This is a genomic window from Romboutsia sp. LXY-2, from assembly GCF_056171995.1.
In genome coordinates, this window is sequence record NZ_JBKFGI010000001.1 from 993,486 (window position 1) to 1,007,843 (window position 14,358).

Consider the following 14,358-nt stretch of genomic DNA (forward strand, 5'->3'; position numbering starts at 1 on the left):
ATTTAAGCTCCCTCCTATTTTATCTGCAGTATCATTCCTATTCTCTTTTGTGTTTTATCATGCTTTCTATATGAATGGAACTCTTCTTCTTTACAACTGCTGCATAGATTTAAATTTATAATATTTTTTTCACTAATCCCACTAGATTTTAATATATATTCATTTATTTTCCATAAATCTAAATAGTATTTTCCTTCTTTTATTATATAGAATTTTTCATCGCAGTTTGTAAGATTTGTGTTAAATTTTTCAATTAGTTCTTGAGATACTTCATAACAGCATGGTCCAATAGAAGGTCCTATAACACAAACAACATCTTCTGGGTTTGAATTATACTCCTTATTCATAAGATCTATAGTCTTTTGTCCTATTTTATCATAAGTTCCTCTCCAGCCTGCATGAGCTAAACCTATTGCTTTATTTTTCTTATCAATAATTGCAATAGGCACACAATCTGCTGTAAATATTAATAGTGGAACACCTTCTACATTTGTAATTAATGCATCTCCATCTATTTTTTGATTAATATTATCTTCCTTTATTACATTTACAATATCCGAATGTATCTGAACATTACTTGTCAAGTTGCTAAAATTAAATCCTGCATCACTACATACTTTAATCATATCTTCTCTGGACTTTGCATCTACATTTTTACATGTTATGGCTAAGTTTACACAATCAATCTTTTCTTCTATCTCTTTAACTCTAATGTAGTCAATCATAAACTAATCTCCTCTTTCCATAAGTATGTTTTTTAATTCTTTTACAAATGTATTTATATCTTTAAATTGTCTATATACAGATGCAAACCTTACATAAGCGACTTCATCAACATCTTTTAGCTTATCCATAACCATTTCACCTATTTTAACACTCTCAATTTCTGATATGTAATATTTATTTATTTCATTTTCAACATAAGAAACTATTTTATCTATTTGATCTATAGATACGGGTCTCTTTTCACAGGCTTTTAATATACCATACTTGATTTTTTCTCCATCAAAGCATTCTCTAGAATTGTCCTTCTTAATTACCATAACTGGAGTTGTTTCTATCTTCTCATATGTTGTAAATCTCATTTTACAAGATTCACACTCTCTTCTTCTTCTTATAGACTTACTGTCTGTATGTCTAGAATCTATTACTTTAGATTCTTTATAGTTACAATACGGGCATTGCAATGTCATGTCCTCCTTTGTTTTTTTGCTATATGTTAAACTCGTCTAACTTTAATTCAGAACCAATATTTACTATTATTGTATCACAACCTATTTTTAGTATATCATTCCAAAATATTACTTGTCCCTCTCCTCCTCTTGAGAAAAGTCCTCTTCCTCCATCGCCATAGATTGTAAACGATACTACTTTACCTTCATTTATATCCATATCTATGTCTGTTATAAACCCCATTCTTTTTCCATTTTTCACATTTATTACTTCTTTTTCCATTATATCAGATATTCTAATCATATTATAATCTCCCTCCCTTTAAAAATAAATATGTACTTGAACAAAAAAAAATGACCTATATTGGTCATTTTTATTATTTTAAAATTCATTTTTAAAGATTTTAAGCATTTCAATAAACTGTTCAACTAAAATAGGATCAAATTGAGTACCAGCATTTTCCCTTAACTCCATAATACCTTCTTCATGGCTTTTTCTAACATTATAAGGCCTATTTGATGTCATAGCATCAAAACTATCAGCAATAGTTAACACTCTAGCCAAATAAGGTATTTCTTCACCTTTTAAACCATCTGGATAACCTCTACCATCATAACGTTCATGATGATGCCTAATAAGCGGTATAAATGATTTAAATTGTTCTATATGCTGTATTAATTCTACCCCTACTATTGGATGTTGCTTTAACATAACAAACTCTTCATCTGTAAGTCTTTCCTTTTTATTGAGTACATCTTCCGGAATTTCGATTTTTCCTATATCATGCAAGTATGCAGCTATCTTTAAATCTATTTTTTGTTCATCTGTTAGCTCTAAATGCTCAGCAAACCAATTTGTATATATCACTACTCTTTCAGTATGACCATAAGTGTATCTATCTTTTTTATTTATCATACTTATAAATGCTTTTAGAGATTTTACAGTATCTTCACTAACTTCCATATGACTACATATGTATTCTAATACGTTATGATATGTTTCTACTCTATTTTTATTAAATGACTTTGCTCTATATAAAGCATCATCTGCTGTATTAATTAACTGATGCTTATTTTTTGACCTTTTAGGATATGATGATACTCCTATTGATATTGTGATGTTTCTATTTGGCTGATTTTCTTGACCATAAAAATGTGTATTTTGTATAGCCTGTCTAATTCTTTCACCAACTATTATTGCATATTCTTCTTTTGTATCAGGTAGTATTGCTGCAAATTCTTCTCCACCGTATCTTGCTACGATATCATTTTGCCTTATACAGCTTTTTAAAATTGTTCCTACTTCTTTTAATAACCAATCCCCAGATTGATGACCATTGATGTCATTGTAGTTTTTGAAGTAATCTATATCCATAAATAACAGTGATATTTCTTCTCCTGTCTTATCAGCCTTTTCAATGGCCTTTTCAAGATATTCTTGGAAATATCTATGATTATATAATCCTGTTAATTCATCTTTATTTACTAATGTAATTAATTGATTTCCATGTTCTTTTTCAACGTTAACATACATACCTAGTATGTAAGATGTTGCCAATAAAGCACCTATTAGAACCAAGTCTGCCTCAAAAATCGGACTAGTTAATTCATTGCTACTAGATATATATATCATGTCTGTTCCTAATATTATAATTGCAGAGCATATAGATATTGATATACTATATATTCTTCCAAATTGAATTGCACCTACTAAAATAACAAATATACACATAAATTTATATTGACTCTCATATGCCCTAGTTACGCTAAGGACAATAACAAATATTACTAAAAGCAGTGTAGTTTCTAGTATATCTTTAAGTTTAGGTTTTTTACCAATATTGTCTTTTTGATAATATACTGTCCATAAAAAATAAATAGCTATAAAAAGAGGAATTACACTAGCATATATTACAAGCATCTCAGGTTGAGGATTATCTCGTATTGCATCTGAACCAAGTACTGCAACAACACCTAACAATACATATACAACTTTTAATACAATTATTATCTCAAATATTTTTTGATTTCTTGCCTTCTCAAATCGATTCATTATACCTCACCTAAACAACTATATTCGTTTCAAGTAATAAACCACAAGGTTTACCCTCATGGTTTATATTTAATCTACTATTCTTCTCTTAATGATTCTGGTACCTCTGGCTCATAGAATACTATCATACAATATGTAGATACTCCATTCGCAATATTTTCTGCTAAAGTTGATATTGCATTAAATAAGAAATCCATAATATTCCCTCCTTTTATATTATAAATTGAATATTAAATTATATATCTTTTACAGATATAATAATTAACTAGGTAAACACAGCATATCTTTGTGATATTTAATCATTATGTCTTCTTTGTAATAATCCATCAATAAATCCTATTGTTTTTTCACCTATAACACTTAGTGCAAAAATTTGAATAAAAGCTCCAAATAGTATTGATATACATATTGATTTTGCAAAGGTATTATCCAAAGAACTGCTATAAATATACATAATCATCATTGAAAAAGCATATAAGTTCATAACTTTAAATGACTTTTTCCTTAATAATTTTCTCTTAGCTTCATTCTTAAGAGGCTTCTGTTTAGAGCCTATTGGACATCTTTTATACAACACAAAGTAACATACTAAAATTCCAGCTATTAATATGACCAGCAAATTCATATTGCTAAGCTTTTCCACAAATAATTTACTAGTCAATGCTAGCGCTGTACACATACTTACGCCAACAAGCAAACATCTTATCGGACTGCTTGAATGAACCCCCCCTGAATATCTTTTTAATATCGCTGAACATAATGATATTATTATAATCTCCTTAACTGTATTTGTAACTACTCCTACAATTAAGGTAGCTAACATAACTAAACTTGTATGTAATATGGCAAACATACCATAATTTATAACCGCAATTTCTTCCTCTGTTTTACCCAGTCTATCTCCAATTTTGTTTGCAATGTTTAAGGATATTTGCTCTATTCCCATATAAAATTCCCCTTACTTATTTACACTTTGCTTAGCGCTAATTTTATTAACAAAATATTTCATCAAAATAACTATCCCTATAAATATAATTAACGAAGGAAGAGTACATAAAGCCGCTATTGCATCAGTATCAGTCAATATTTCCATAGGTATGCCTATAATACCAGTAGCTATTCCTATATATATTCCTTCACTTAATGCTAATGATATAAATATTCCGCATGTTGCCATTACGACTTGGGCTAAAGGAAGCTTACTTATTTTAGTTAGTATATAGCCCCCTATCATCATCGCTAGGACTGTATGTATTCCATATGCAATAGGTAATGACCTTATTGCAGTTACAATCCCACCTAATAAAAGCCCATATACTAATAACTTAATTTTATCTATTTTTAAATTCAGTAATATGAATCCTGCTAACATAAATAGGATACTTTCTGGCAATGTTCTTATTATAATATATTCAAATGATGACTCTAACATATCATTTCTCCTTCTATAATTTGATGACATATGTATAATTATAGCATTTAATACCAAATTTTTCAATTTTTCGTTAATTTTTAATACTTTTTTTTACAACGAAAAAACGTTGGTATAATAAATACCAACGCATAATATCTAATCTAAATATATTTCCTCATATTTTTAAGTGCATTTTTCTCAATTCTAGAAACTTGAGCTTGAGATATCCCTATTTCATCAGCCACTTCTATTTGAGTTCTTCCTTTGTAAAATCTTAAATCTAATACTAACTTCTCCCTGCTATTTAATTTTTTAATAGCCTCTTTTAATGCAATTTCTTGTAGCCAATTTTCATCCGTATCCTTTTTATCTTGAACCTGATCCATTACAAATATTGCATCTCCATTATCCTGATAAACTGGATCAAATAAAGATATAGGATCTTGTATTGCATCTAATGCCATTACCACATCTTCCACAGGCAGCTCTAACTCCTTAGAGATTTCTGATACTGTTGGCTCTTTCGCATTAACTCTTACTAATCGCTCCCTGACTTGTAGAGCTTTGTATGCTATATCTTTTAACGATCTACTTACCCTTATTGGGTTGTTGTCCCTTAGATATCTTCTTATTTCTCCGATAATCATTGGAACTGCATAAGTTGAAAATCTAACATTTTGGCTTAAGTCGAAGTTATCTATAGCCTTTATAAGTCCTATGCATCCTATTTGAAATAAATCGTCTATATTTTCCCCTCTGTTATTAAACTTTTGTATAACACTCAGAACCAATCTTAAATTCCCTCTAACAAATTGCTGTCTTGCTTCTTCGTCTCCATCTTTTATTTTATGTAGGAGCTCAGTCATTTGGTTATTTTTAAGAACTGGTAGCTCTGATGTGTTAACACCACAGATTTCAACTTTGTTAATTTGCATACATTTCAGTCCTCTCTTAAAAGTATTTATCTATTGAAATTATTTACACTTCATATATTTTTATACTGTTAAGAGAAATTTATTTATTTTAGACAAATTTTTTCATCTCTTTTTTTAATCTTGAAATTATCTTTTTCTCCAGCCTCGAAATGTAAGATTGAGATATACCAAGGATATTAGCCACTTCTTTTTGAGTACGCTCTACTCCTTTACTCGCTAATCCAAATCTTAATTCCATAATTTGCTTTTCTCGATCTGATAAACTATCCAATGCCATAACTAATAAATCTCTATCTATTTCTTCCTCAATAACCTTATATATCTCATCATTTTCAGTACCTAACACATCAGATAACAGCAACTCATTTCCATCTAAGTCAATATTTAAAGGTTCATCAAATGACACCTCAACCTTTTTCTTATTATTCTTTCTAAGATACATAAGTATTTCATTTTCTATACATCTAGATGCATATGTAGCTAATTTTATGTTTTTATTCAATTTAAATGTATTTACTGCTTTAATTAGACCTATTGTTCCTATAGAAATTAAATCTTCAACATCTATTCCTGTATTTTCAAATTTTCTTGATATATATACTACTAGCCTTAGATTTCTTTCTATAAGTACAGTTTTCACACTATTATCTGCCTCTAGCTTTTGTAATAATTCATTCTCTTCTTCTGCATTTAATGGTGGAGGTAGTATATTAACCCCGCCCATATAATAAACTCCTTTAGGTTTTATTATCTTTAGTTTTATTCCTACCCCTATAATGAAATTAGTTATTTTTGTCTTTACCTTCAAAATTAATGACTTCATTTTGCTCTCCCCCTTCGATAATTGTATTTATCTAAATCTCTGACAATATACCTGGATTTAATATTGCTCCATATTCATCTTCTTTAAAATCTGAAATACCTAAAATTACATTACCTATTTTCTGATTGTCAATAATTACACAATCAGCCTTGAGACCAATTATAATTCCACTACCACTACTCCCTGCATGTTTGTAAGGAATCATTCTTACTCTTGTTGAAATTTCATCATCTAAACTACTAATTATTTCTTCAGCTTTTATAATATCCATATTTTCATAACTAAACTTTAAAAGAGAACTTGGTAACAAATTTGTTATTGCACTAGATTTTACTATTATTACATCATTATTACTCATCGGATCTTTTAAAAGATTTCCACTATCTAAAAGAGCTTTACATTGACAACTTTTATCTAATAAATTTATTGTTATTGTTTTTGAAAACTCTTTAATATACTTCATAAACTTAATATCTTTGTAAATATACTTTAATAATTCACAACTTACATATGCACATACTATTAAAAAAGATATCTTCATGTGGTCAATACCAGTAAAATAAATTATAAAATATGTAGTCCCTGATATAAAAATATTGACCATATAAAAAACCAATAACAATCTAATGTAATCCCTTTTATTTACATATTTAAAGGATATTATCGTAATTAAAGTCATAATTATTATTTTCAATGGCCATGTAAATAATATATCTAAAGAAGGATATAAATAGGCTACACTATAAGCTACACCAATACTTGATCCAATTACTTTTCTTTTAGTATCATTTGGTCTTTTAATTAGAATATAAGTACAACTTATAATAATATAATTTATTAATAGGTTTTCTATAATGTAATACTCTATATACACTACATACTTCCCCCCCTTTGTTCTTTAGTATATTATAAGTTAACTATATAACTCTTTTATGTCACTTTTAATAGTCGAATGGCTAGAAATTTACCCTTTAAAATAACAAAAAAAGAAAGTATTCCACTTTCTTTTTTTGTTAAAAATTATATATTTATTTTTGATTTATTACCTCAAATACTGTTAATTACTTTATTCTTAATAAATATTTATTCATTTAGTATTATTTTTATTCTTATATTTTCTATTTTATTTAAAGATATTAATTTGTAGAAATTATTAGTTAATAGTAATAATTCGCTTATTGTTTTTATGATTTATATGCATAATTTATAAAAATAATATTTCATTTTATTTCTAAATACTAAATTGAGACAGTAAAAAAGAAGCCTTTTAGGCTTCTTTAATATCAGTTAGTTATCTTCTTCTTCTTAAGAATGTAGGTATTTCCATATCGTCATCTTCTACTATACTAGCTCTTTTAGGTTCTTCTCTAGTTATAGCCACTTCTTCTTTAACTTCTGGAGCTACATTTTGATTTATAGCACTATTTAAAGATGGTCTTTCAGAAACCTTTGGCTTATTGTCAAAGTTTAACTTCATATCTTGACCATCATCAAATCCTGTAGCTATTACAGTTATCATGATTTCATCACCTAAGTCTTCTCTTATCGAAGCACCAAATATTATATTAGCTTCTGCATCACAAGACTCTTGTACTAAAGTAGATGCTTCGTTTATTTCAAATAGACCTAAGTTAGACCCACCTGTTATATTAAGTAAAACACCTTTAGCTCCTCTTATCGAAGTTTCTAATAATGGCGATTCAATTGCTTTTCTAGCCGCTTCTACAGATCTATTTTCTCCAGTAGCACTACCTATACCCATGTGAGCTAATCCTTTTTCTTTCATTATTGACGTAACGTCAGCAAAGTCTAAGTTTATTAACCCTGGTACAGCTATAAGATCTGATATAGATTGTATACCTTGCTTTAATACATCATCAGCTACTGAGAAAGCTTCTAACATAGATGTGTTTTTTTGTACTATTTGTAGTAGTCTATCATTAGGTATCGTTATTAATGTATCAACCTTAGATTTAAGCTCAGCAATACCTGCTTCAGCATTTTTCATTCTTACTTTACCTTCGAAAGCAAATGGCTTAGTAACAACCCCAACTGTTAATATACCCATTTCCTTTGCTAATTGTGCGATTACAGGTGCTGCACCAGTTCCTGTTCCCCCACCCATACCTGCAGTAACGAATACCATATCCGCTCCTTGAAGTACTTTTACTATTTCATCTTTACTTTCTTCTGCTGCTCTTTTACCAACTTCAGGATTTGCTCCTGCTCCAAGCCCTCTTGTTAATTTCTCACCTATTTGAATTTTATATTCAGCTTTAGATGTGTATAAAGCTTGCTTATCAGTATTAACTGCTATAAACTCAACACCCTTAAGTTGTGCCTCAACCATTCTGTTAACAGCATTATTTCCGCCGCCGCCTGCACCGATTACTTTAATTTGCGCAAACCCATCTAATTCTACGTCAAAGTTTAGCATCAATAGACCTCCTTATTTAATGATTTAAGTAAATGTATGTATTAATTATATCATTTAATCTTTTAATTTTGTTAATATTTAACTAACTTATTCCACAAAAATGTTTATTTTCCTCTTTTTTTATTACTCAAATTTGAAATAATATGTCTTCTTATCACGGATAAATTGTCAAATAATCTCGAACCAAATACCAATATAGCAACATAGTATAAAGGAAGCCCTAATCTATCTCCTATATAGGTTAAAATAATCGCTAACAATGAATTTCCAATAAATCCTGTTACAAATATCAAATTATCATATTTACCTTCAAATCCTGACTTTACTGCTCCAAATATAGAATCCATTGTTGCAAGTATTGCCACTGACATATAAAGCGAGTAATCCATAGGATATGTAAATGGAACATAAAATCCCACTACTATACCTAAAGCTAGTCCAGCCAATATCCATATCAAAATTATCACCTTCTCTATTTTACTTTGAAATACCTATTTTGTTCAAGTTTTTTAATCATTTTTATGTATATTTTTCATAAGAATTTACAATCATGTTATTATTTTCTTCTATTTGTATATTTATTCCATATACCTCCTTTAGTAAGTTAACATATGAATCAGGTGAAATAACAGCTGCTTTTAGCATATCTATATTACCGATAGCTTTAATTACAAATGGCTGTCCATAAGTAGTTTCATTTACAGTAATTGTTGCACCTGAACAATTGACCTTACTAGTAGGCAAAACTCTTTCTCCATTTATAGATATAGCTTTTGCTCCAGATTTTTTCAAATCATTTAATATCCTTAAAATATCTATATCATGAACCAGCAAATCATTCGGATTTTGACCATTTTGTAACTCCTTATCACTATCACTAATAGATAATACTACACCTGAACCTTCAACTGCCGAGCGTCCACTTATCATTTTATAGTGTTCTAGCTCCTTTTCCATCAAATCCATAGGTGATTTATTAACATCTTCTAATGCACTCTCATAATCATCTAGTGTTTTTTCTTGTTCCTTTAAAACACTTTTTAATCTCAAAATCTCTTTTTTTGTATTTTCTATATTACTTTCTATTTCTTTTTTTTCGTCTAAGGTTATATACACTTTATCCGTATCTAATGTTTTCAAATAAATAGATATAAGAATCCCAACTATAAACGCGCCTGTAATAACCATCTTTTGTTTAATACGTTTATCTCTTTTATTCATGTTATCCCTCTTACTTGTTGATTATTTAACGCACATTGCTAGCACTATCGCTATATCCATTAATCGTTACTGTATCCTTCTTTTCTATCTCTACAGTTGCTCCATAGTATTTTTCTATTTCCCACACTATTCCATACTTTATTTGTAAAGCTGATGCAAGAGTATCTGGTTCTCCTATAGCTTCTACAACAAACGGTTCACTGATTTGTGTATCATTAATGTATAACTTGTCTGATTTTAAATGAAAGTATGTATTCCCAACTATTCGTTGGCCATTTATAGATATTGCATTTGCCTGGGCTGAGTTTAACTTATTAATAAGGGATAGTAATAAATCATAATTATACATTATACTTTTGTCCACATCTTCACCAATGGTTCCATTAGTTGGCTTTATCTTAACCTCTATACCTTTTCCTTCTACATCAGTATATCCTGCTAGTATTTCATATTTTTCTATTTCTGATAAAATAGAATCTTGTCCTTCTTCATCTTCTAAACCTTTATATTTATTTATATTTTCTTTTATTTCGCCAATTTCATTTTTTAATTCTTCTTCTTCCTTTTTTAATGATTTAAGCTCTTGAGCTAACTGTTCCCCTTTTTTAGTTGTTGTCATACCATTATTCTCCATATTAACAACTTTAAGCTGGATACTAATAAATATACCAAGAATTACACTAACTACCATTAAGCTTTTATAATTATTTTTTTTCAAGTCTAATCACTCCCTGTTACCTTTCCTACTTAGGACTATATAAGGCATAGTTACTATATGTTAAATCAATAGTACCTTCTTTCTTATTTTTACTTTGTAAATCTACAAGTATTTTACCTAGTCTAGATACATTATAATCCAAGTTATCATCATTAGGTATAATTACTTTTGTATTATTTTTTGTTTTTAAACTTATTATATTTTCTTCTCTTAAGTTTATCTCATAAATTTCCTTACTTATATTTTTATCAACAACACAATCTAATAAATATAATAACCTTTTCTCTATTTCATCATTCTCAAATTCTATACTGTTTTCCTTGTTAACATAGTCAATATCCACTATTATTTTATCGGTATTTTCGTCTAGGTCTTTAATATCAACTATTTTTTCTCCCTTTGATGAAATATAACAATAGTTATTGTCATCTTTTAAAAGCGCAGAAGGAGTTATTTCTTTTATAGAAATTATCATCGTACTTGGTAGCTTTAATTTTATATTTACATCCTCAATATAAGGATTTTGCATTAATGTTGACTTAATATTTTTGCTATCATAAGAAAAAATATTTTTATTTTGAATTATATCTAACTCACTAATTACGTCCTCTGTTTTTAGTTCTTTATTTCCCTTAATAGTTACTTGTTGTAAATCAAATATATTGCTTTTTAAAAATACCGCTATACTAACTGTCATCATTAGTGCTAGCATTAAAACTAATATTAATTTATTTGTATTTATCTTTTTTTTCTTTTTTTTACTTTTTTTCAAAAAATCATCTCCTCATTCTTTAGGTTTATTTATTACTAATACAACTTTACTATTTAAATTTCCTACATAAAAAAACTATTATTTTAAACTAATTTCATAGCTTTTTTTACAAATTTTATTAAATAAATTAAGTAAATTTACATTATATGAAAAAAAGGTATAAAATAATATTTATTTTATACCTTTTCTCACAAGAGCTAATGCTGCTTTATTTTAATAATATTATTAGCAGATCTTTAACAATAATCTAATATTCTACTTTTCTTATATTCGCGCCTAAACTTCTTAATACAGTTTCAATATTTTCATATCCTCTTTCCACATGATATATATCAGAGATTTCTGTATCTCCCTGTGTTGTCAAAGCTGCCAATACTAAAGATGCTCCGCCTCTTAAATCTGTACTTTTTACACTTGCACAATGTAACTTATCTACACCTTTTACCATACAAATCTTTTCCGTAATATATCTAATATTAGCTCCCATCCTTGCAAGTTCAGAGACATGCATAAATCTATTTTCAAAAATAGTCTCATGGAATACACTTATTCCATTGGATAAGCACATTAATGTCATTAATTGAGCTTGCATATCAGTAGGGAAGCCAGGATGAGGTGAAGTTTTTACTAAATCAATAGATTTTATAACTTTTGGTGGAATTAATGTAAGTCCTTCTTTCGTGTAATTTATATCACATCCAGCCATTCTTAGCATTTCACAAATTGGTTCCATATGAGAAACAACAACTCTATCCACTTCTAACTTTCCACCCGTAATGGCGCTTCCTATCATATAAGTTCCTATTGCTATTCTATCGGGTATTACAGTGTGCTCAACAGCATGTAGCTTGTCTACACCTTCTATCTCTATATAGTTAGTCCCCCCACCAGTTACTTTTGCTCCCATTGCGTTAAGAAAGTTTTGCAAATCTTCTATCTCAGGTTCTCTTGCGGCATTATATATTCGTGTTATTCCTTTTGCCTTAACAGCTGCCAATATTGTATTTTCTGTAGCCCCTACACTAGGGAATTCAAAGTTAATTGTTGTGCCTATAAGTTCATCTTTAAAACATCTCATATATCCATTTTCTTCTTCTATCCTTACCCCTAATTGACGCAAAGCCTTCAGATGTAAATCAATTGGTCTAGAACCTATCTCACAGCCTCCTGGATGGCTTATAATAGCATAATCTAACCTTCCTATCATCGCTCCCATAATAATTATTGAGGATCTCATCTTTCTTACATACTTTTCATCTATTTCACTATTATTAATATTTGTACTATCAATAATTAAAGTATCATCTTCATAACTAACTTTACATCCTACACTTTCCAATATTTTAATCATAAAATGAACATCAGAAATATCAGGTACATTGTGAATAATACTTGTACTCTCATTTAAAATAGAGGCTGCCATTAATGGTAAAATCGCATTCTTAGCACCTCTGATACTTAGTTTCCCCTCTATTTTATTTCCTCCGGTAATTATATATTTAGACAAAATTAACCCCCCTAGCTGTAGTATATTAAATCAAATGCCTATAATTTAAATACTATGATCTAGAGGGGTAATATGTTACTTTTTCTTTATTCCTATTGTTTTAGGTTGCTTTTCTGTAGTTTCATTATTACTAACTTCTACAGATTTTGTTTCTTCTTTATATTCTTTTTTAGCTTTTTTTACTTCTTTATTATTAGAATTATATATCTTCATTACTTCATTATATATCAGATCTATTGATTCTGGCTTACCTATTTCTTTACTTGCATTAGCCATATTTAATAAAACTTCTTTATCTCCTAAAAGTTTAAATACTGCGTTGTTTAAGCTTTCTGGTGTAAGGTTTTTTTCTAATATAGCTATCCCTGCACCTTTTTCTTCTATACTTCTAGCATTATATTCTTGGTGATTTTCAGCTGTATAAGCTTTAGGTATTATTATAGATGGCTTACCAAGAGCTGTTATCTCAGCTAATGATATTGCACCTGCACTACCTATTACTAAATCACTTGCTGCTAGGGCATTTGCCATATCTTCTAAATATGGTACGACCTTTTGGTATGGCTTTAAGCTTATACCTTCTATACTCTTTATAAATTCATCATAATAGTACTTTCCTGTAGCAAATATAAATGCCACATCGTCTTTTACCATATTTTTAATTACTAATTTCATTGCTTCATTTATTTCTTCTGATCCACCACTACCTCCGTAGCAAAGTACCATCTTCTTATCTTCAGCAATACCTATTTTCTTTCTTGATATTCCTTTTCTAGCAACTAAGATTTCTTTTCTAACTGGATTTCCTGTAAGAACAAGCTTTTCTCTAGTTCCTTCTGGGAATCTTTCATGAGAATCTTCAAAACTAGTTAAAACAGTTGTTACCATCTTCGCAAGTATTTTATTAGTAACTCCAGGGAATGAATTTTGTTCATGTACTACTGTTGGAATTTTGCCCATAGCTGCATTGAATAATACAGGACCACTTACATATCCTCCAGTACCTATTACTACATCTGGCTTAAACTTCTTAACTACTCTTCTGGATTCTTCTAGACCCTTGAATAATTTAAATACTCTTTTTACGTTATCAAAATCTATTTTTCTTTTGAATCCTTGTACCGTGACAGTTTTTAGTTCATATCCATACTTAGGAACTATTTCAGATTCTATTCCTTTTTCTGTACCTACAAAAACTATCTCAGCTTCAGGATGTTCTTCTTTTATTTTGTTTGCTATGGCTATGGCTGGATATACATGTCCTCCAGTTCCACCGCCAGATAATAATACCTTCATTGTATCATCT

Annotated in this window: 17 protein-coding genes; all 17 read right to left on the reverse strand. The window is 29.1% G+C overall.

Annotated elements, in window-relative coordinates:
* Positions 1 to 14: 14 nt before the first annotated feature.
* The gene (gene pgeF, locus ACI48P_RS04860) at positions 15 to 725 is read right to left on the reverse strand and encodes a peptidoglycan editing factor PgeF (protein WP_475214009.1); all 711 of its coding nucleotides are present in this window, start codon (positions 723 to 725) and stop codon (positions 15 to 17) included.
* A gap of 3 nt (positions 726 to 728) precedes the next feature.
* Complete coding sequence (gene nrdR / locus ACI48P_RS04865; protein ID WP_475214011.1) at positions 729 to 1,187, reverse strand: transcriptional regulator NrdR; 459 nt, start codon at positions 1,185 to 1,187, stop codon at positions 729 to 731.
* Between the two features lie 25 nt (positions 1,188 to 1,212).
* Positions 1,213 to 1,476, reverse strand: coding sequence for a YlmC/YmxH family sporulation protein (locus tag ACI48P_RS04870; RefSeq protein WP_475214013.1), 264 nt, complete (start codon positions 1,474 to 1,476; stop codon positions 1,213 to 1,215).
* Between the two features lie 78 nt (positions 1,477 to 1,554).
* Complete coding sequence (locus tag ACI48P_RS04875) at positions 1,555 to 3,225, reverse strand: bifunctional diguanylate cyclase/phosphohydrolase (RefSeq protein WP_475214014.1); 1,671 nt, start codon at positions 3,223 to 3,225, stop codon at positions 1,555 to 1,557.
* 77 nt (positions 3,226 to 3,302) lie between these two features.
* Entirely contained in the window at positions 3,303 to 3,422 is a 120-nt protein-coding gene (locus ACI48P_RS04880; RefSeq protein WP_475214016.1) for a cyclic lactone autoinducer peptide, read from the reverse strand.
* A gap of 98 nt (positions 3,423 to 3,520) precedes the next feature.
* Complete coding sequence (locus ACI48P_RS04885; protein WP_475214018.1) at positions 3,521 to 4,171, reverse strand: accessory gene regulator ArgB-like protein; 651 nt, start codon at positions 4,169 to 4,171, stop codon at positions 3,521 to 3,523.
* 12 nt (positions 4,172 to 4,183) lie between these two features.
* Positions 4,184 to 4,657: a hypothetical protein gene (locus ACI48P_RS04890; RefSeq protein WP_475214020.1), complete on the reverse strand. Its 474-nt coding sequence runs from the start codon at positions 4,655 to 4,657 to the stop codon at positions 4,184 to 4,186.
* Between the two features lie 143 nt (positions 4,658 to 4,800).
* Complete coding sequence (gene sigG, locus ACI48P_RS04895; protein ID WP_475214022.1) at positions 4,801 to 5,574, reverse strand: RNA polymerase sporulation sigma factor SigG; 774 nt, start codon at positions 5,572 to 5,574, stop codon at positions 4,801 to 4,803.
* An 88-nt stretch (positions 5,575 to 5,662) separates the two neighbouring features.
* On the reverse strand, positions 5,663 to 6,397 hold the full coding sequence (sigE, locus tag ACI48P_RS04900; RefSeq protein ID WP_475214024.1) for an RNA polymerase sporulation sigma factor SigE: 735 nt from the start codon (positions 6,395 to 6,397) through the stop codon (positions 5,663 to 5,665).
* A 31-nt stretch (positions 6,398 to 6,428) separates the two neighbouring features.
* Positions 6,429 to 7,271 (reverse strand): sigma-E processing peptidase SpoIIGA, encoded by an 843-nt coding sequence (locus tag ACI48P_RS04905; RefSeq protein ID WP_475214026.1) that lies wholly within the window; start codon positions 7,269 to 7,271, stop codon positions 6,429 to 6,431.
* Positions 7,272 to 7,688: 417 nt separating this feature from the next.
* Positions 7,689 to 8,834, reverse strand: coding sequence for a cell division protein FtsZ (ftsZ, locus tag ACI48P_RS04910; protein WP_475214028.1), 1,146 nt, complete (start codon positions 8,832 to 8,834; stop codon positions 7,689 to 7,691).
* Between the two features lie 104 nt (positions 8,835 to 8,938).
* Positions 8,939 to 9,292 carry a small basic family protein gene (locus ACI48P_RS04915; RefSeq protein ID WP_475214030.1) on the reverse strand — a complete coding sequence of 118 codons (354 nt, stop codon included), beginning with the start codon at positions 9,290 to 9,292 and terminating at the stop codon, positions 8,939 to 8,941.
* 61 nt (positions 9,293 to 9,353) lie between these two features.
* Positions 9,354 to 10,055 (reverse strand): DUF881 domain-containing protein, encoded by a 702-nt coding sequence (locus tag ACI48P_RS04920; protein WP_475214032.1) that lies wholly within the window; start codon positions 10,053 to 10,055, stop codon positions 9,354 to 9,356.
* 25 nt (positions 10,056 to 10,080) lie between these two features.
* Positions 10,081 to 10,773, reverse strand: coding sequence for a DUF881 domain-containing protein (locus ACI48P_RS04925; RefSeq protein WP_475214034.1), 693 nt, complete (start codon positions 10,771 to 10,773; stop codon positions 10,081 to 10,083).
* Positions 10,774 to 10,798: 25 nt separating this feature from the next.
* Complete coding sequence (locus tag ACI48P_RS04930; protein ID WP_475214038.1) at positions 10,799 to 11,545, reverse strand: cell division protein FtsQ/DivIB; 747 nt, start codon at positions 11,543 to 11,545, stop codon at positions 10,799 to 10,801.
* A gap of 247 nt (positions 11,546 to 11,792) precedes the next feature.
* Entirely contained in the window at positions 11,793 to 13,052 is a 1,260-nt protein-coding gene (gene murA / locus ACI48P_RS04935; RefSeq protein ID WP_475214041.1) for a UDP-N-acetylglucosamine 1-carboxyvinyltransferase, read from the reverse strand.
* 75 nt (positions 13,053 to 13,127) lie between these two features.
* Positions 13,128 to 14,348: an undecaprenyldiphospho-muramoylpentapeptide beta-N-acetylglucosaminyltransferase gene (murG, locus tag ACI48P_RS04940; protein WP_475214043.1), complete on the reverse strand. Its 1,221-nt coding sequence runs from the start codon at positions 14,346 to 14,348 to the stop codon at positions 13,128 to 13,130.
* Between the last annotated feature and the right edge of the window lie 10 nt (positions 14,349 to 14,358).

Bases quoted from the DNA above. Each gene is read 5' to 3' on its own strand.
- ACI48P_RS04920 (WP_475214032.1), bottom strand. From the start codon at position 10,055: ATGAATAAAAGAGATAAACGTATTAAACAAAAGATGGTTATTACAGGC.
- ACI48P_RS04875 (WP_475214014.1), bottom strand. From the start codon at position 3,225: ATGAATCGATTTGAGAAGGCAAGAAATCAAAAAATATTTGAGATAATA.
- ACI48P_RS04890 (WP_475214020.1), bottom strand. From the start codon at position 4,657: ATGTTAGAGTCATCATTTGAATATATTATAATAAGAACATTGCCAGAA.
- ACI48P_RS04885 (WP_475214018.1), bottom strand. From the start codon at position 4,171: ATGGGAATAGAGCAAATATCCTTAAACATTGCAAACAAAATTGGAGAT.
- ftsZ (WP_475214028.1), bottom strand. From the start codon at position 8,834: ATGCTAAACTTTGACGTAGAATTAGATGGGTTTGCGCAAATTAAAGTA.
- pgeF (WP_475214009.1), bottom strand. From the start codon at position 725: ATGATTGACTACATTAGAGTTAAAGAGATAGAAGAAAAGATTGATTGT.
- ACI48P_RS04870 (WP_475214013.1), bottom strand. From the start codon at position 1,476: ATGATTAGAATATCTGATATAATGGAAAAAGAAGTAATAAATGTGAAA.
- sigG (WP_475214022.1), bottom strand. From the start codon at position 5,574: ATGCAAATTAACAAAGTTGAAATCTGTGGTGTTAACACATCAGAGCTA.
- ACI48P_RS04880 (WP_475214016.1), bottom strand. From the start codon at position 3,422: ATGGATTTCTTATTTAATGCAATATCAACTTTAGCAGAAAATATTGCG.
- sigE (WP_475214024.1), bottom strand. From the start codon at position 6,397: ATGAAGTCATTAATTTTGAAGGTAAAGACAAAAATAACTAATTTCATT.
- murG (WP_475214043.1), bottom strand. From the start codon at position 14,348: ATGAAGGTATTATTATCTGGCGGTGGAACTGGAGGACATGTATATCCA.